The organism is Gottfriedia sp. S16(2024) (assembly GCF_050473765.1).
In the GTDB taxonomy this organism is placed as follows: Bacteria; Bacillota; Bacilli; order Bacillales; family Bacillaceae_G; genus Gottfriedia.
Map to the genome: position 1 here is coordinate 3,946,201 of NZ_JBFLUO010000001.1, position 18,477 is coordinate 3,964,677.

General features: G+C 31.3%; 16 protein-coding genes. 5 read left to right on the top strand and 11 right to left on the bottom strand.

Annotation, left to right across the window (positions count from 1 at the left end):
- Nucleotides 1-96 precede the first annotated feature (96 nt).
- A complete protein-coding gene (locus tag AB1282_RS18625) occupies nt 97-2,400 on the top strand; it encodes a hypothetical protein (RefSeq protein WP_429899786.1) in 2,304 nt (767 codons plus the stop codon).
- A gap of 48 nt (nt 2,401-2,448) precedes the next feature.
- Here the strand turns inward: AB1282_RS18625 and AB1282_RS18630 are convergent, their stop codons facing one another.
- The 10 genes from AB1282_RS18630 to AB1282_RS18675 all read right to left on the bottom strand — a co-directional run bounded on the left by AB1282_RS18630 (nt 2,449) and on the right by AB1282_RS18675 (nt 12,707).
- The gene (locus tag AB1282_RS18630) at nt 2,449-2,925 is read right to left on the bottom strand and encodes a hypothetical protein (protein ID WP_390312176.1); all 477 of its coding nucleotides are present in this window, start codon (nt 2,923-2,925) and stop codon (nt 2,449-2,451) included.
- A 72-nt stretch (nt 2,926-2,997) separates the two neighbouring features.
- Nucleotides 2,998-5,499, bottom strand: a complete 2,502-nt coding sequence (locus AB1282_RS18635; protein WP_056465789.1) for a transglycosylase domain-containing protein — start codon at nt 5,497-5,499, stop codon at nt 2,998-3,000.
- A 192-nt stretch (nt 5,500-5,691) separates the two neighbouring features.
- A complete protein-coding gene (locus tag AB1282_RS18640; protein ID WP_056465791.1) occupies nt 5,692-6,609 on the bottom strand; it encodes an alpha/beta hydrolase in 918 nt (305 codons plus the stop codon).
- A gap of 468 nt (nt 6,610-7,077) precedes the next feature.
- Nucleotides 7,078-7,218 carry a hypothetical protein gene (locus AB1282_RS18645; RefSeq protein WP_156339585.1) on the bottom strand — a complete coding sequence of 47 codons (141 nt, stop codon included), beginning with the start codon at nt 7,216-7,218 and terminating at the stop codon, nt 7,078-7,080.
- Nucleotides 7,219-7,561: 343 nt separating this feature from the next.
- Nucleotides 7,562-8,209, bottom strand: a complete 648-nt coding sequence (locus AB1282_RS18650) for an NTP transferase domain-containing protein (RefSeq protein WP_429899788.1) — start codon at nt 8,207-8,209, stop codon at nt 7,562-7,564.
- Entirely contained in the window at nt 8,199-9,239 is a 1,041-nt protein-coding gene (locus AB1282_RS18655; protein WP_429899790.1) for an XdhC family protein, read from the bottom strand. The genes AB1282_RS18650 and AB1282_RS18655 overlap by 11 nt, the downstream gene beginning before the upstream one ends.
- Nucleotides 9,240-9,432: 193 nt before the next feature.
- Entirely contained in the window at nt 9,433-10,185 is a 753-nt protein-coding gene (locus AB1282_RS18660) for a GDSL-type esterase/lipase family protein (protein WP_172795383.1), read from the bottom strand.
- A gap of 235 nt (nt 10,186-10,420) precedes the next feature.
- On the bottom strand, nt 10,421-11,152 hold the full coding sequence (locus AB1282_RS18665) for a hypothetical protein (RefSeq protein ID WP_082459313.1): 732 nt from the start codon (nt 11,150-11,152) through the stop codon (nt 10,421-10,423).
- 311 nt (nt 11,153-11,463) lie between these two features.
- Entirely contained in the window at nt 11,464-11,985 is a 522-nt protein-coding gene (locus AB1282_RS18670) for a DUF4362 domain-containing protein (RefSeq protein ID WP_429899792.1), read from the bottom strand.
- Between the two features lie 107 nt (nt 11,986-12,092).
- Nucleotides 12,093-12,707 carry a hypothetical protein gene (locus AB1282_RS18675; protein WP_056465801.1) on the bottom strand — a complete coding sequence of 205 codons (615 nt, stop codon included), beginning with the start codon at nt 12,705-12,707 and terminating at the stop codon, nt 12,093-12,095.
- A 242-nt stretch (nt 12,708-12,949) separates the two neighbouring features.
- Between AB1282_RS18675 and AB1282_RS18680 the strand changes: the two genes are divergently transcribed.
- From AB1282_RS18680 to AB1282_RS18695, 4 genes are all read left to right on the top strand, one after another.
- Nucleotides 12,950-13,105 (top strand): XapX domain-containing protein, encoded by a 156-nt coding sequence (locus AB1282_RS18680; RefSeq protein WP_056465803.1) that lies wholly within the window; start codon nt 12,950-12,952, stop codon nt 13,103-13,105.
- 100 nt (nt 13,106-13,205) lie between these two features.
- Entirely contained in the window at nt 13,206-14,384 is a 1,179-nt protein-coding gene (locus AB1282_RS18685; protein WP_056465804.1) for a NupC/NupG family nucleoside CNT transporter, read from the top strand.
- A 710-nt stretch (nt 14,385-15,094) separates the two neighbouring features.
- On the top strand, nt 15,095-16,465 hold the full coding sequence (locus AB1282_RS18690) for a glycosyltransferase family 2 protein (protein ID WP_429899795.1): 1,371 nt from the start codon (nt 15,095-15,097) through the stop codon (nt 16,463-16,465).
- Entirely contained in the window at nt 16,458-17,312 is an 855-nt protein-coding gene (locus AB1282_RS18695; RefSeq protein WP_429899797.1) for a polysaccharide deacetylase family protein, read from the top strand. Before AB1282_RS18690 ends, AB1282_RS18695 begins: the two co-directional genes overlap by 8 nt.
- Nucleotides 17,313-17,449: 137 nt before the next feature.
- Here the strand turns inward: AB1282_RS18695 and AB1282_RS18700 are convergent, their stop codons facing one another.
- The gene (locus tag AB1282_RS18700; RefSeq protein ID WP_056465810.1) at nt 17,450-18,313 is read right to left on the bottom strand and encodes a COG4705 family protein; all 864 of its coding nucleotides are present in this window, start codon (nt 18,311-18,313) and stop codon (nt 17,450-17,452) included.
- Between the last annotated feature and the right edge of the window lie 164 nt (nt 18,314-18,477).

Sequence of the window (18,477 nt, forward strand, 5' to 3'; positions counted from 1 at the left end):
TCTAACTGAATTGAACTTAATTCACTCCTAACGAATATAGGAAATTACCTTACAGCATACTAAATGAATAAGTTTTAAATGTTTTGGAGGATCTAAATGATGAAGGAAAATAAAAAACTGATAATTTTACTGATGCTTTGTCTAATGATTGGTGTGGCATTTATAATATTCCATCAGACAAAGACTAGTAAAGTAAAAGTAATTAGGAAAGTTAACACTTACACATATAAAACAAATAACATTACAATTCCAGCTCAAATCGGTAAAAATTATTTTCAACTTTTTGATAAAACAAAAACACCACACGATCTCTTACTAAAAGGTGTAAATCTTGGAATTGCCAATCCAGGACATTTTCCAGGCGAAACAGCTATCACAAAAGCCGAATATTTAAGATGGTTCAAATCGATTGGAAAGATGCATTCAAATGTTATTCGAGTATATACCCTTCATCCTCCTGCTTTTTATGATGCACTTTTTGAGTACAATCAAAAAGCTAAACAGCCACTCTATTTAATTCACGGTGTTTGGGTTAACGAGGAAAAAATGAATTCATTAGGGGATATTTACAATGAGAGCCTAACTAAAGAGTTTAAAAATGATATAAGGCAAACTGTTGATGTAATTCATGGGAAAGCTAAAATCCCTCATAAACTAGGTCACGCTTCCGGTCAATATCATTCAAATATTTCAGAATACGTTATTGGATGGATTTTAGGTATTGAGTGGGACCCAAATATGATGAAATCAACAAATGATAAACATAAAGATAATGTTGACTTTAATGGCCAGTACTTTCAAACAAATAATGCGACTCCATTTGAAGTTTGGCTTGCAGGTATATTAGATGATACCGTGAAATATGAAACAGAAAAATATGCATGGCAACGTCCAATTAGTTTTGCGAATTGGGTAACTACCGATCCAATTCATCATCCAAATGAACCAATGGAAAATGAAGATATGGTTTCATTAGATCCGAATCATGTCATTCCAAAGTCAACATTATATCCTGGATATTTTGCTTCATATCATGTATACCCATATTACCCGGAATTTTTAAATTATGAACTAGCTTATACGAATTATATTGATTCCCGAGGTAAGAAGAATAGTTATGCTGGATATTTAAATAATCTAAGGAAAGTACATACTATGCCAGTTTTAATTTCAGAATTTGGGGTACCATCTTCTAGAGGTATGACTCATCGAAATCGTTATGGATGGAACCAAGGGTTTCATAATGAAACAGAGCAAGGACAAATTACTGCTAATCTTTTCGAAGATATTCAATTTGAGGGAATGGCAGGTGGAATTGTATTTTCGTGGCAAGATGAATGGTTTAAACGAACATGGAATAATATGGAATTAGATGATCCTGAACGCCGACCATTTTGGTCAAATGTACAAACAAGCGAACAGCAATTTGGTTTACTATCTTTTGATCCTAACAGTTCAAAACATGTCATTTCTGTAGATGGTGACTCTAGTGATTGGAAAAAAAATAAAATCAAATCAGCTAATATGAAAAATGCTAATTTTATTAATACTTTTGATCAAAACGACAACGAACGGAAATTAAAGAATTGGTCAATGTCTAGCGACGAGCGATCAATTAATTTCCTCTTAAATTTTGAAAAAACTAAACAACCTTTTGATTGGTCTAAAACAGGAGTTATGCTTTTACTTGATACTATTCAAGGACAAGGTCAACATCAACTTCCAAATAACAAGTCTGTTAAAACCGAAAATGGAATTGATTTTGTAATTGACTTAAATGGACCTAATGATTCTCGTGTTCTTGTGGATAGCTATTATGATCCATTTTATTATGAATACGCCAATCTTTTACATTACGAGCCAATTGAACCGAATGTAAATGTGAAAGATAATGGCCTCTATCATAAAGTCATGCTTGGATTAAATCGACCACTTGTTATTCCAAATTTAAACGGGAAATCTGTAAATTTGCCTTTGGAGTTTTATGAAACAGGTAAATTAATGTTCGGAGATGGAAACCCACTTCATAAAGATTTTAACTCTTTAACTGATGTATCCCTCAACAAGAAAGATCATGTATTAGAAATCCGTATCCCTTGGCAATTATTAAATGTAAGAGATCCAAGTACACGTGAAATAATGGGGGATATATGGAAAGGTGGATTAGAAAGCAAGAAAAACACAAAAAAAATTCAAGTAGCTATTGTTACTTATCGTCCAACTGAATCAAATAAGGAACTATCCTATTCAACTGTTAGACAAAAAAATGGAAAACTTTTAATGGATGATTTTTATTCTTATACTTGGAAAAAATGGGATAAGCCTAGATATCATGAACGTCTAAAAAAATCATACTTCATCTTGAAAGATACTTTTCTAAAAGTAGATCCAATTAAATAACCAAATCAAATTAATGCCCCCGATTTTTTTTCGGGGGCATTAGCATTCTTATTTTTTGTAAATATTTGCTTGAAGAATGTTCTTACATTTTTTAATCTTTTGTTTGATTTGCAAGTTTTCAAAGAAATATACTTCTGTACCTGACCAAATAAAAACCCAACATACAATGCTTAATATTCCTCCAATATAGGCATGACTTTTTTGAAGCTTTAAGTAGAACAATCCAATGATAATACCAAGCACAAATAAAATAATGGACTTTTTAATATTTCTAGCATAAATCCGTTCATCAGTTTTCATAAGATTAGTAAAAGAGTTCACAGTCGCTGTTTTTAAGACATTTTCATCAAATTCAGTTTGACCATCAAATAGTAGCTCGATATTTTTTCTTTTAGCATTATGTAATTTAGATAATATAAAATCTTCTAATTCAGAGCTTAAGTGTAAATAGTCATGGCTATAATAACTTGCAAATGGATTATCCGACTCTTTTAAAAAAATATTAATACTTAATTTATCTTCCATTTTAAAACTCCTTTAACACTATTCACTTGAAAAAACGCATTGATCCATTCTCAATGCGTTTTAAATTTAAATTTAATGTGGATTAGTTGGATTAGGAACAATTGGATTAACAGTATTATCTCCACTTTCGTTTCCTGTACCCGGCGTTTGTTCACCTGGCTTCGTACCTTCTCCTGTACCTGTCCCGGTTCCAGTTCCATTCCCTTGCTCATTTCCAGTTCCCTGTCCATTTCCTGTTCCAGTGCCAGTTCCTTGTCCACCTTCATTTGCTGGTGGTATCGTTGGTTGTTCAGTTGAAGATAAATCAACGGTAACTGTAACAGGTCCACTCTTACCTTCAGCATTCGCAGCAATAATTGTTATTTTCACAATATCTCCAGGGACAATTCCATTAATACTTGTTGCTGTACCCTGAATTTTTTGAGTTTGTCCCGCTGCTCCATTTACAGTATAACTTACTTCAAAAGACGTTTTTTGAAGCAGATTTGCTGGATACGTCCAATTTAATGAGATATTACTTGTAACTGGGTCATAGTTTGCCTTAACATTTTTTGCAGACTCAATCACAATATCTTTAGGAATATCATCTACTTTTTCTCCACGAATGTATAATTCATTTCGAATTTCTTCAACTGATGAAGGCTTTCTAAATATTGCGTTTCGATCTCCATTAGCAGCTAACATATCCCTTGCAATGAATTTTGCAATATTCGTTGAACCTTTACCAAGAAAATTATTCTTTTTATTTTTTTCATACCCTGTCCAAACAGCCATTGTAACATCAGAAGAATATCCTATAAACCAACTATCACGAGTTGCGTTATCCGGAAATCCGTATTTTTGTTTTACTTCATCAGAGTAGTTTGTCGTACCTGTTTTACCTGCCATATCAAGTCCTGGTACATTAGCTCTTTTACCAGTACCAAGTGGTGTTTTTACTACATCTCGAAGCATATCTGTTATCATATATGCAGTATAATCACTCATTACTTGTTTAGGCTCAGTTGAAAATACTTTTTCAGTATTATCAGGGTAAATAATTTTCTTAACGGAGTGAGGCTTATTATAGATTCCACCATTACCAAAAGCAGCATATGCTCCTGCCATCTCCATCGCTGATACACCTGTGAATCCACCTATCGAATAAGATTCATAATATGTATTTTTCGAAAAATTAAACCCTAAACCATTCCCAAATTCTCTAGAACGATCGGCTCCTACTGCCTGGAAAGTCTTTAATGCAGGAATATTTCGTGAATCAACTAATGCTAATCGAATTGAAATATCACCTTTATATTTTCGATCCCAGTTTCTAATAGGCGTACCATTCGAATAACTATAAGGCTCGTCAAGAATTTGATGATAAGTTGACCATTTTAAATATTGAATAGCTGGGCCGTAATCAAGTACAGGTTTAATTGAAGATCCCGGCTGTCTTTTTATATCAGTAGCGAAGTTTAAACCACCAGTACTTGTATTTCTACCAGCACCGACTGCTCGAATTTCACCGGTTTTCGTATCTAATAATACAAACCCAGTTTGAAATTCATCACTAGGATAGAAGCTTTTTCCTCTACTTAATATTTCATCTGCTGTATCTTGGGCTTTAGGATCTAATGTTGTTTCAATTGTTAGTCCATCAGTATAAACATTTGCATCACTGTTTTTTTCTACTTCATTTACGACTACATCAATAAATGAATTGTATTTTGTACCACCAGATTCATGAACTTTTACTAATGATTTCATTGAAATTGCTTTTGCATTTGTATATTGTGCCTCTGTAATATAACCATATTTTTTCATTTGACTTAAAACAGTATTTCTACGGTTTTGTGACTCAATAGGGTGCCTTGCAGGATTATAGTTATTTGGACTTTTCACCATACCTGCTAATGTAGCTGCTTCTGGTAGTGTAATTTTAGATAAATCTTTACTAAAATAAGTTTCACAAGCTTTGGCTACACCATAAACCCCTCGCCCTTTTAGACCATTCGAAAAGTATACTTTATTTAAATACATTTCTAATATTTGATGTTTTGAGTATCTTTGTTCTAATTTAAAAGCCAAGTACATTTCTTGAACTTTCCGCTTTATGGTTTTTTGAGAAGATAAAAATGAGTTTTTTACTACTTGCTGGGTGATTGTACTTCCACCTTGCGAGCCAAAACCTCCAGTTATATTCGCTAAAACAGCACCGAATACCCGTCGGATGTCAACTCCTTTATGCTTATAAAACCGCACATCTTCAGTAGCAATAAATGCGTCTTCTACAACCTTAGGAATTTCATTATAGGACACCTTTGTTCGTTGTTCTCTACCTAATTCGGCTACAACTTTACCATCTTTATCAACAATAGTAGAAGATAACGGTACTTTGAGTTTTGATTCATCTAGAGCAGGTGCTCCACTAACTAAATATGAAAATATTCCTACACCAATCAGTATGAAAACAATTACGATTGATAATAATGTTACAGTAATTTTTTTCCACAAGCCTTCAGACTTATCGGAAATTTTTGAAGGCTTTTCCAGCCGTTTACGTTCCTCTCGCGAACGGTATTCATCTGCCATCTTAGTTCGCCTGCCTTTTTAGTAAAATAGAGCTTTTTAGGGCAAAAATTATACTTTTTATTTAAATCATTTTATAAATAGTAGTATTTTCTACACGCTCAACTTTCATGTACTGAAGAATATCTTTCTAAATAAAAAAACAGATAAACCGCTTTTTAAGGTTCATCTGTTTCGTAAAATCTAATTAATTATTCAACTTCCATTAGACGAAAACGTCTTTTCAATAAAATCAATTACTTTCTTAGTATATGGTTCCGGTTCTTCAATAAATGTTGTAATATGTCCATGTTCTGTCAGCCATAATGTTTTTTCATTTTCATTAGGGATTTGATCATAGATCATTTCACTACTACTAAATGGTACTTTCAAATCATTCTTTCCATGAATTAATAAATAATTTGTTGAATTTCCTTTTTGAACTGAAATGACCGGAGACACTTCTTTTGGGTCAATCTTTAATAAATGTTTCATCGAACGTAAAATGATTGAAGTAAAAGGTTTTTTAGGTAATTTAGACCAGACACTTAAATTATCTTCCAAATAAGTCTGTAAATCATGGAATGGACTGTCTGCTATAACTCCTTTAATTTGCGGATGAAGGCTACCAACGAGTAAACATGTCGCCCCTCCCATACTCCATCCAAGCAAAACAATTTCTTGTTGATTTCGTTCGTTAATCACATATTCTACTGCCGATGATAAATCATGCTGTTCATAATAGCCAATTCCAGTTGTTCGTCCACCTGATTTTCCACTATTACGGAAATCAAACATCAATACATTATACCCACGATCATGAATTGATTGCACAATTCGGAGACCGTTAATCTTTTTTTGACTTCGTTCATCTGTGTACCCGTGTGCAGTTATGACAGTTTTACCTGTAGGATTTTTTGCTGGTATCCACCATCCTCTTATCACAACTTGATCTAGATTACTCTTAAATTCAACCTCTTCAAATTGCAAATTGTAATCGGCAGGTGTTTGTTCAGTTTTTCGTCTAAATGGATGCGTTAAGATTAAACCGACTAGTATCGGTATGAGGAAGAACAAAACCGGAGACAAAATTACCATCCAAATTAAAAGCTTATTTATTTTTTTCCGTTCCATCTTGCACACTCCTTTTGTCTGTTAGCCAAATAGAAGTTCTTCTATTTAAATTATGAAATATGTTAGACTTTGTTAGTCTTAATGAACTCTTATTTATGTATTTATTGTATCTTGTTAAGTTCCTGCTTATCAATAGATACGATAAGGGGTGCCAAAATTTCAGTTTAACCGAATTTTTAGGCACCCCAAATAAAGAACTCTATATTTTTAAAATTTACTTATGTGCTAATTTTGTGATTTCTTCCATTATACAATCTTGTAGTTCTTGTTTACATGTTAATATAACTAATGTTGTGATAGCGACTAAATAAATTTAAAGTAACATATAAGGTTTAGAGTAAATTCTCGATATTATGTATTTTTTGTGATTAAATTCACAATAATAGGTTTTGAGAAACTTTGTTTTAAGTTATTAAAACGAGCCTTCCTATTTCTTTTTATCAGTTCGGACAATCAAACCATTACTAGTCATAATTTTGATATTAATATGGAAAATCCAATTAGTTTACTGCTAGAAAGTGTAATAGCAACGATCGCGCTAATTAGCTTAATCGTTGCCATCATCAACATTACTTCTAATAAGAAGTAATCGTCCTTCCCCAAGGACATAGTTGTCAACCGTATCACTACGGATGTAGTACTTAAGTTTGGTGTTACCAGCACCAAACTCTTTTTTATTATACCCATATTACATCATAATTTATAATCAATTCTAAGAACTTATTAAGCAATCGCATAGCAAATTGCTAATCCTAATCCAGTTCCATTTTCTTTTGATGTCTCATTTCCCCTATGAACTATAGGATAAATATAGAAGGACATAGTTTTATCTTTTATAATTTACTCATACTTATATATTTAATGATTAATTCATTTGATACCTACTCACTAATATTTTTTGAACAGTACATGATCTACACCTGCCGATTTCACAAAATTAACAACTCCTTTTCTAATTTCCAAATTGTTCATTTTCCTTCGCTACTTCATACGCTTCTTTTGTATCGATATCGAAAAAGTCCCACTTATTCTCAAATTCCACTAATAAACCTTCTAAGTTAGCATGATTCCGAATAATAGCTCTTGCCCCTTCATCTCCATTTAACATGAATAGATCAGTTAGCGTATTAGGTGACAGTATGATTGGAGGTCTAGGAACACCTCGGAAGCTCGCTGCTAAAAAAGGAATTGTTGAATTATCACTTACACGCTTTAAATAATTTTGATGCAATATATTAATAGTTTGAATCGATAAAAAAGGTTGATCAGCAAGGAGGATCATTATCCCTAAAGGCTTTGTTTTTAGAGCTTGAGTTAAACCACATTTCAAAGAGTATGATTGTCCCTTGTTAGCACTGGTACATGGTACATGCGTCCAAAAATTTTTATTGGGTTTTTTAAAAAGATCTTTGCTAATCCAATTTAGTGAATCATTTTCTTTTGTAACGACAAAAACATGGTCAATATTAGAATTGATAAATTTACGCAAACCAAAACTCCCAATTGTAGAATTACCTAATGGAAGAGAAATTTTATTCTGCCCCATTCTTTTACTACTACCTGCAGCAAGTAAAATTGCAATGATCCTACTATTGTTCATGCTTAGTCTTCTTTATTCTTTGTCTCTGAATTAATTCACTAACAATACTGATTGCAATCTCTTCTGGGCCCTCAGCACCAATTTTTAGTCCAGCTGGACTATTTATTTCTGAATCTACTTGTTTACCATCTAAAAGTCGTTGTATTCTTTTTTTTCCACCAAGAACTCCTAAATACTTAAGATTAATATTTAAAATATGATTTAATATTTCTTTGTCTTTTTGGAATTGATGGGTAATGATTATGGCAGAATCTGATGTAGACAATTGAAGTCTCGGTATAATTTCGCTCGGAAAGCCCACAAGTATTTGATCTGCGTCTGGAAAGTATTCTTTAGAACATTGATCAGCTCGCCAATCGGTTATAGTGACAAAGAATCCAGCTAATGTTGCAAGTTTTACTAAAGGAATCGCATCCTTACCAGCTCCAAACACAAATAAGCGGGGCTTAGGATGAAAAGTATGTAAATACACATTTGTTTCAAGCGGTTCGATCGTTTGGAGTCCACTTTTTTGATTAGTATCATGTAATTCATTTAGTACACTTATAAGCTGAACTGTATTTTGCTCATTACAATTGCCAAAAAAGGTTTTTTCATCCACTAGGAACAAAGTTTCAACGTTATTATTATCATCCGATAAAATTTTCATCATCGACACACTCGTACCATTTAATAGGAAAGTTTTTAATTCAATAAGTAAATTAAACATCCTTTCATCAATTGGCTCTATAAGCACAGTTATAATACCGTTACATCCTGCTCCGTTTCCCCAAGATAAATCATCCTCTGCACTCATATCATAAGTAACAGTTTGAGGTGTTTTTCTTACTCTTGTTTCTTGAACTCGATATGACAAATCTGCTTCAAGGCAACCGGCACTTAGTAAGCCAACCTCTTTCCCATTTCCTTTAAATAACATGGAAGTTCCTTCTTTCCGGTATGCTGAGCCTTCTACATGAATAATTGTAGCTAATACATCACCCTCTTTAGATGATGTAATCTCATTTAGTATCTCATGGATACTTTCCATTAGATCCCTCCTAAATAAAATCACGATACAGGCATTTTTAGTAAATATTAATATATAGTTCTATGATGAAAGGGTTATGTCTAGATTCAAATTTAATTAACATAAGAAATAACTACAAAAAAAGATTAACCATAATCTATGGTTAACCGATTATTTAAGTTAAAGTGAAAACTAAAACTTAATACAATATTTTTTATTGTTTTATACCTAGTGCATTCATTCCAATAGTAGCTAGTACAGTTTGTCCATCAATAGTTGGATGTATATCTCCCTTTCTTACATAAGTTGCTTGTTTCTCATCAAATGCAGAAAAAGCATCAGCTATTTTTACATTCTTGTATTTACCTGCAATGCTCGAAATTTTTGGATTAATAATGAGCGATAATAACTGATTTGATAAGTTATGCATCGGTTGATTACTTACTTGAAATGGATTATAAAAATTGTACAAAACAATCTGAGCATCACTAAGTCCACGAATTTCCTTAATTATTTCATTTAAATTATCTGCTAACTTTGGCATCATCGTAGCAATTTTTCCAGTAAGTTGTTCTATATTATTACTTTTTTTCAATGTATGTAATAAATCATTATTTCCTATATCTAAAGTAATATAGTCTGCATGTTTAACTGATTGTCTGAAATTGGTATCATATTTTATTGCTTGCAAAAGATTATCTGTTGTCCAACCTGGTACGCCTAAATCACGTACTTCAAGGTTTGCGTTTTCACCAATAAGAAAAGGGAACGCATAATTTGATGGTATATTATTAGTAGTTCCTAAATTGAAACCAAATGTTATGGAGTCTCCAAGACCTACAAGTTCAATCTTTTCAAAAGTATAAACATTATTATCATTATACTCTTTTGCAAGTGCAGTAGTTGAAAATAAAGAACTTGCTAAAGCAAGAGTAAGAAACGTTATACCAATTTTTCTTCTTCTCAACATATACGCCCCCTTAAATAAGTGTAATAAGTAGACTCTTATTACCTTTTTTATAGATAGTATGTTTTATTAAATTATTTGTCTAAAAGTACAAAATCATGTAACCATTTCCTTAGATTTGATAATAATGGAAGGATTTGAGAAATAAAAAAAGCTAACTGTATTAGTTAGCCTTTTTTTTGATTTAGCTTGACCCATTATAAATTAATTTAAAACTTCTTTTCTCGAACTAAATTTAAATCTCAGCAACCTTTGAAGGGTTATTTAATTTATATTTAACCTCTTTGTTTAATTTCTTATCAACTACTTTACCATCAAATTGATATGATTTACCTACCTCTAACTCGGCTGCCTTTAGAGTTTTACTTAATGAACACCAAGCATTTCCAATTAATAGATCTTGATCTCCTTTGACAGCCACATTTTCCCATATAACAATCTCTTCTTCGCTATCATTAAAATGATTATATTTAGTGCTAAATTCTTTAACCGTGCCATTAAAATGTGACTTATCAGTTGGTAATGTGATTAAAACTTCCTCTTTCTTTTCTTCTTTTTTCTTTGTAGTAGCTTTGGAAGTACTTTCTTTTGACTTTGTTTCTGTTTTCTTCTCCTCACTGTTTTTCGTATCATTTTCACCAACAGTGTAGACTTTCTTAAAGCTTGGGGACTGCATTTCTTTTAAATAAGCAGGATGAATACATGATAAATTGCCATCTTCAAATTCAATGATAATTGTATGATACTCATCCGTAACCCCATAAGTTTCATAGCCAACAAGCTTTACATTTACTTGAAAATCTTGACCTTTGAATAAAAAATCATGTTTTGGATTTTTATTAAATAAGCCCCATGAACGTCCTTTTTCTAAATAATCCTCATCTGACAAAAATTTTGTAAATTCTCCTTTTGGAGGTATGTATTTTATTAACTCAGTCTTCTCATTTTGAACTATATTTTCTGTCATTTTATTTACTCCTTTGGTGAATCTTTTTTATTTCCATTATTTAGTAGTAGTTTTATTAGTTATATGTAGAAATTATAGTTTAGTTTGGAACTTCTTGTCCATCTTATCGTCTAAAGAATTAAATTTTTGATATATATTACGGTACGTGAAATTATTAAAATTGAATTGCTGTTTATTAAGAATATTGATTTTTAAAATATAAAATGTTTTGACTATAAATTACGGTAAGTGAAATTTCTTTTTTAAACTACATTACTCTCAAGTAACTAAAATACAAAAAACGCCGATTTTTTAACCGGCGTTTTTAAAAACTAAAATTCCACCTTATCGAAATGATAACAATTTGTTAAATAGGACGATTTTGAGTTTACGACTAACTTTTGGCAATAATCTTCTAAAACTTTTGGTCCTGTAACAAATTTACTCATCGCAAATGTACCTTTTCGATATTGGTCTGTTCGATCCCTTGAACTATCAAATCGATAATAAATTAGTTTTCCATTATATTGATATTCGGTAATCACTGGATCACCTTTTGTAGTAAATTCAACAAATCGAATAAAGTCAGGCTTCTTTTTTTTCACATTATTAATAAATTTTTGTATCCGTTCATTATGATTAGTCGTTCTTCCTATTATTAATATATCTCCATTTTTTAGCGCTTCTTCTTTACTATAGGATGCCGGGATTTTGTTAGTTGCTTTTTCTCCATAATTCTCGATTTCTTTTTTTAACATTTCTTTCGTATATACACTAGCCTCTGCTACCATGAAATGATCAAAGGAAAAACCAAGAAATATTAAAAGCATAAACGATATGATTGATTTATACATTTTGCCCTCCAATATTACAATTAATAATATTGGTTAGTTTTTCCATTCTATTATAACTTATGCAATTGGCAAAAAAGTCCACCTTTCGTATAAAGGTGGTATTTTTTTTATGAAGAGTATGAGCTATAAGAACTTGAATGTCTACGATGGTGACGTCTGGATGATGAAGAGTGTCTGTAATGATGCCTTGAAGATGAGTGATCATGACGTCTTTTATGTTTTCGATGACGGCGATGAGAACTTCCAAACAATGATTTAAAAAATCCTAACTGGAGAGTTTCTTCTTCAAGTGAAAATCGACCGACGTCAACAATTCGAACTTCACCATCATTCGATAACATTAAATTATGATTATGCAAGTCGAATGCATTTAAACCAGCGTTTTGAGCATCAAAGATCGCTTGATTAATTTCTATTTCATATTGTATACGTAAATTTTTACTGTGGCCATCTAATTGATAAAAAGTTTCACCAAATACTCGATCACTTACCATAAAATCATTCGTAAATGCATGAACTTTTGGATAGTATATACTTCGCTCTAGAAGGTGAAGTTTCATTCCGTCATCTCGACTTTTTCCATCTTCCTTAAATACTTTTATTACATAATTGTCTCTAGTGTAAACATCTCCATCTTTTCCACTTGCTAAGTATTCAAAGTGATCTGCATATTCACCGAATAAAGTAAAATCATGAATTTCTTGTAGAAGTGATTGTTTCATTCATAAGCCCCTTTCAGCTTGTATATATTCTAAAAGTTAAGTCATCAAGATTAGAATTTTCTATACAAATATATTCTTTAAAAACATTCTTTTTACCTACCAACCATTTGATTTATAAAAAAAGTTTTCTTTAATGTAGTAATTTGTATTAGCTATGATTTTTGGGGATAATACCCTATTAACAGAGAAGATGGCTATACGTAAATACAAAAAAAGTGTTTTAGCAAAAGGGGTTAGTAAATATGCATGAAATAATTATGAGCTTAATCGCAGGTTTAATTGTTGGAGTTGTATTTACACTCATTAAATTACCAATTCCAGCACCACCTGTATTTTCATCAATTTGTGGAATTATAGGTGTATGGGGTGGGATGAAGTTAGTTCAGCTATTTATATAAATAAACCTTTCTTTATTTAATGATATTTTTAAACTGATTGGAAACAATAAGATTGCAAATTAGAAATTATTCTACGTTTTTGTAGTTTGGAGGAAAATAAATGTCATATATTTTCGCAATCATTGGCATTATCTTGATATTTGCTATTTGTTGGTTAATGTCTAATGATAAAAAGAACATTAATTATAAAGCTGTTGCAATTATGTTAGTAGTTCAATTGATTTTAGCTTGGTTTATGCTAAAAACCTCAATTGGAAGAACAGTTTTACAAAAGATCGTCTCATTCTTTAATAAAGTTTTATCTTTTGGTAACGAAGGTATTTCATTTGTATTCGGCGATTTATCGACAAAGGGTTATTTCTGGATTAACGTTTTAATGATGATCATATTCGTATCTTCATTATTATCAATTTTGACTTACACAAGAATACTACCTTTAGCAATTAAATATATCGGTGGTGCCGTTGCAAAAGTTACGGGATTACCAAAGATTGAGTCATTCGTTGCTGTAAATAGTATGGTATTCGGTGATACAACAGCAATTCTTTCTGTTAAAACGGAATTACATAAACTTACACCTAACCGATTATTTGTTGTTGTTACATCTTCGTTAGTAGCGGTATCATGTTCGATCTTAGGTGCATATATGCAAATGATTCCTCCTGAATATGTACTAGTTGCACTCCCTATCAACGTGTTCTCTGGTTTAATTCTTTCTTCAATGGCATGTCCTGTTACATCAGAACAAGATGAAGATATTAACGTCAAAGAAATGATTAAAGAAAAGTCATTATTTGAAGCCATCGGTAACGGTGCACTTGATGGTGGTAAAGTTGCCTTAATTGTAGGGGCAATGTTAATTACTTACATTGGATTACTTGCAATGATTAATTTCGTATTCAATTCGATTATCGGAATGACATTTACTGAAATTTTAGGATATGTTTTTGCACCTGTTGCTTTCATTATGGGTATCCCAACAGATGAATTAGTACGTTCAGGATCAATTATGGGTACAAAAGTTGCTGCAAATGAGTTTGTTGCGATGCTTGATTTCCAAAAAATCATTCCTAATTTATCAACAAAAACGGTTGCAATCGTGTCATCATTCTTAGTATCATTTGCTAACTTTTCATCAATTGGAATTATCTATGGTGCAATTGCTGCGATTGATAAAAAGCAATCAGAGCTTTTTGCTAAATTTGGTTTAAAAGTATTATTAGTTGCTACACTAGGTTCAGTTTTAACAGGAACGATTGTAGGATTATTTGTTAGATAATACTTTAGTTCATTAAAAATTTTAAAAAACACAACAGCCGAATCTATTTATTAAGTTTTCGGCTGTTTTATTTTATTTCATCTTTTTAACTTCACGAATTGTAATTGGATACACAAAACAATTACCTTACCAATCGAATTATTAAAAAATACTTTATTAAAGATACATTTCTTGGTAGAGCCCATTCTATTGATCCGCTTCCCCCTTCTGATAAATATCCGTTGTTTTCTATAATGGCAGAGTAATTCCTGCAGAATAACGGTTATTGTTGCAGATTTGATTAACGTTCAAATATTGTTTTCAATCATCCAAGCTTAATAAAAGTAGATTTTTTATCCATTTAAAAAAGCGCAATGTTTTTTGTCACTCAATTTAAGGAAATACATTTACATTATCTTCATATCATAATTCCCCCTAGAGAATAGTGTTTTTACCTTTCTTTTTCTTAATAAGTAAACAAAGTTTTTTTAAAAAAATTATATTACGGTACGTGAAATTTCTAAAATACGAAGACATTTTAATATTTGTATTGTTAGTATTCATTTTGAAATAAATTGTTCAAAGAATAACATATTAAACAACCTAAAATCTCGTTAATATAATCTTATGTTTATTTAGTAAAAATCTATATTTGTACTGATTGATTATTGTCTTTCATACTTAGATATTGAAAGTACTTAACCATACCAGTTTTAAGGAGCTTTTTAATTATGCAATTTGTTACAATTCTCACCCTTTTCTTATGTACCTTTTTCCCACTCTTACATATGATAAATGCACTTCCAATATTTTCCAATCGAAAGAAACGAAAACAAAGCCTATTACGAACAAATAAAAGTATCAGCATACTTATACCATGCTATAACGAGGAAAGTATTATCGAAACAGCTATAAAAGGTATAAATAGATTAGATTACTCAACAAAAGAAGTTATTTATATTAATGATGGATCACAAGATGGAACCATGAAAGTTTTACATAAACTCCTTGGTCTTACACCGGAAAATCGAAAAATAGCAAATCAGTTAAATAGTAATAAAATCAAAAACTTTTATAAATCGACTATTTACCCTAATGTATTCGTAATAGACAAAGAGAATGGTGGAAAACATGATGCCTTAAACGCTGGAATCGAATACTCAAAAAATGAATTAGTCGTAACTTTAGATGCAGATAGTATTCTTGCAAACGACGCATTGCATATTCTAAATGAAGTTTTTCAAGATCCTGATGTATTAGCAGCAGGCGGAATGGTACACCCCCTTCAAGGTGTCCAGTTTAATCAAAAAAATATCGAGCGTACTTTATCCGTAAAGCATGTCATTCGATTTCAAATTTTTGAATTTATAAAAGGATTCTATATTAATAGAGTATCTCTTGCGAAATTCGATGCACTCTCCGTTATTTCTGGGGCATTCGGGGTTTTTAATAAAGAAATTTTATTTAAAGTTGGTGGATACAGAAAGACTTTAGGAGAAGATATCGACATTACATTAAAATTCCAGCAATACATTTTAAAAAATCCTGGTAAAAAAATGGTTTTTGTCCCAAATGCTGTATGTTATACAGAGTGTCCGGAAACCTGGAAGGATTTATTTAAGCAAAGAATTCGTTGGCAAAAGGCCTTTATTGATTGTGTCATTTATTATTTTCCGATGCTTATAAAGACATTTTTATTTCGCACTGTTTCCTTCTTTATGCTAGTTGATTCTTTTATTTTAGGTACTGTTGCTATTTATTTTACAATCTTTAATTTTGGCTATATGTTGTTTACAAATATAGGACATGCTCAAAATCTACTATTATTCTATTTGCTTGGTGTCGTATCTTTAAATTTAGTCTATAGTATATTTGCTATGTATTTGGCTAATTATTATGGCGTTAAATTTAAAGGCAAAGAAAAGATAAGATTATCGGTCACTATTATTTTAGACTTATTTGTCTATCGTTTTGTAACATTATTTTTTGTACTAATTGGAACTGTTTCCTATTTTATAAATCGTAATGATTGGAACAAAGTTTCACGATCTGGAAGAATTTATGAGTTAGATAAGGATAAAGGAATGATGAACGTTGGATAAAAAACTTGTTATTGTATATGCTGTTCTAATTTCATCATTTTTGATAGCATATCCGTTTATGAGAAGTAGTGCATCTTATTTGTCAGTGCCTAAACCACAAAATGATTTGATGCAAACTACAAATTGTAAAACTTTGCAAAGTAAAGTACAAATACCACAAGAAATTAAAAAAAACCAAAATAAAGCAAACATTATTTTTACAATGGATGATGGATGGGAAACGCAATTTACGAAAGGTTTTCAAATCTTAAAAGATAATGATATAAAAGGAAGCATTGCTGTCATACCTTCAAAAATAGGTACTGAAGGGTATATGTCATTACGTCAATTAAATACTTTATATCGTTCTGGTTGGGATTTGATGAATCATACAAAAACACATCGACATTTAGCAAGCTTAAATAAACAAGAGCAAAAAAGTGAATTAAACGATGCACGCCAATGGCTAGATCAACGCTGTTTTACAAGAGCAAGTAATATCGCTGTTTATCCATATGGGTCTTATAATCAAGATACATTGAAAATCTTACAGGAAGAACATTATCGAAGTGCTCGTACCATAAAGGACGGAATACAAACAAACAATATTAAAAAATATGAAGTTCGTACGGTAAATTTACTTCCTAGTACTGACATTTCATGGGTCAAAGATCAAATTGACTTAGCAATTAAGACGAAACAATCAATTGTATTTACAAACCATCGATTTGAAAAAAAAGCCGATAAAGCTCAAATGAATTTTGATCCAGAAAAATATAAAACGATTGTTAATTATGTCGTAAGTAAAAAAGATGAATTAAACATTTTGACCTATTCTGAATGGCTAGATTTAAAAGAAATCAATTAACTTTGTCTCTTTTTACTGGAACAAACAAAAAAAAGCTGCATTGCAGCTTTTTTTCTTATAAATAATAATAAAATAGGAGAGTGGGAATCAGTTAACTTACTTTCCTCCCTCTCTCCTATTAATAAACCTGAATGATTTTAACTTACTTGAATATCTGATTCATCCATTTTCATTTTATTTAATTTTGATTTATTTATGATATACTCGATGATTATACAAACTATAAGAACACCTAATAAAATTGCAGATGCGATTTGTGTTCCATTCGCTAATCCTAATCCGCCTTTTTCTTGAGGTTTAATTAGGAAATCTCCGAATGTTGCTCCGAACGGTCGTGTCAGTACGAACGCTGCCCAAAATAAAAATACTCTATTTAAATTTGTAAATCTGTATGCTAAAAGAATTAATAAAATTAATCCGCCTGTAAGCATAGCCCCTTGTGCAATAGTTAGGCCTAATCCTTGTTCTAGGTAATTGCCACCACTTGCTAATGTACCTACACCTTCTGATTTATGAGATAAAAAATCGCCTGCTGCAGTCCCTAATGTATTAGATACGAGAATGGCAATCCAATATAATACCTCTACCCTTTTCGTCGCAATATATTTCACGTTTAACGTTGGCTCTGTAAAATACCAAAAAATAAAAATGATAGCAAGTATACTTATTAGTATAAGTGAGCCCTTCATATAACCTAATCCTAATGAACGATCCATATAATCAGAAAACGCTGTTCCCGCAAGACTAGTAGATAGTATAACGGTCCAATAGACTGATGGTACATATCTCTTAACAAACAATTGAATTGTTAAAAAGACTGCGAATACACCTACGAAGAACAAAAAAGGAGTTAAATAATTATCTTCCGTTCCAGGAACAGTTACTAAATCACTCCCCGTTTCTCCTAGCGTTGTCGCTGCAATCTTCATGATCCAAAACAATAGTGTCAATTGAGGAATTTTACTAACAGACGATTTTACAATTTTTTTTGCAGATGACATTTAAATATCATTTCCCTTCATATGTAATTTTAAAGACAGTTTATAATCCCATACAATTATGAAAGGTAAATGAAAATATAGTATATTTTTTTAAAATTTTCCCAAGATTTTTTTACTGTTTTTTAATAAAAAAATTCAAAGTCTATCCAGCAATACCTCAAACA

Coding starts and splice junctions, on each gene's coding strand:
- AB1282_RS18625 (WP_429899786.1), top strand. CDS start 97: ATGATGAAGGAAAATAAAAAACTGATAATTTTACTGATGCTTTGTCTA.
- AB1282_RS18630 (WP_390312176.1), bottom strand. CDS start 2,925: ATGGAAGATAAATTAAGTATTAATATTTTTTTAAAAGAGTCGGATAAT.
- AB1282_RS18635 (WP_056465789.1), bottom strand. CDS start 5,499: ATGGCAGATGAATACCGTTCGCGAGAGGAACGTAAACGGCTGGAAAAG.
- AB1282_RS18640 (WP_056465791.1), bottom strand. CDS start 6,609: ATGGAACGGAAAAAAATAAATAAGCTTTTAATTTGGATGGTAATTTTG.
- AB1282_RS18645 (WP_156339585.1), bottom strand. CDS start 7,218: ATGTCCTTGGGGAAGGACGATTACTTCTTATTAGAAGTAATGTTGATG.
- AB1282_RS18650 (WP_429899788.1), bottom strand. CDS start 8,209: ATGAACAATAGTAGGATCATTGCAATTTTACTTGCTGCAGGTAGTAGT.
- AB1282_RS18655 (WP_429899790.1), bottom strand. CDS start 9,239: ATGGAAAGTATCCATGAGATACTAAATGAGATTACATCATCTAAAGAG.
- AB1282_RS18665 (WP_082459313.1), bottom strand. CDS start 11,152: ATGACAGAAAATATAGTTCAAAATGAGAAGACTGAGTTAATAAAATAC.
- AB1282_RS18670 (WP_429899792.1), bottom strand. CDS start 11,985: ATGTATAAATCAATCATATCGTTTATGCTTTTAATATTTCTTGGTTTT.
- AB1282_RS18675 (WP_056465801.1), bottom strand. CDS start 12,707: ATGAAACAATCACTTCTACAAGAAATTCATGATTTTACTTTATTCGGT.
- AB1282_RS18680 (WP_056465803.1), top strand. CDS start 12,950: ATGCATGAAATAATTATGAGCTTAATCGCAGGTTTAATTGTTGGAGTT.
- AB1282_RS18685 (WP_056465804.1), top strand. CDS start 13,206: ATGTCATATATTTTCGCAATCATTGGCATTATCTTGATATTTGCTATT.
- AB1282_RS18690 (WP_429899795.1), top strand. CDS start 15,095: ATGCAATTTGTTACAATTCTCACCCTTTTCTTATGTACCTTTTTCCCA.
- AB1282_RS18700 (WP_056465810.1), bottom strand. CDS start 18,313: ATGTCATCTGCAAAAAAAATTGTAAAATCGTCTGTTAGTAAAATTCCT.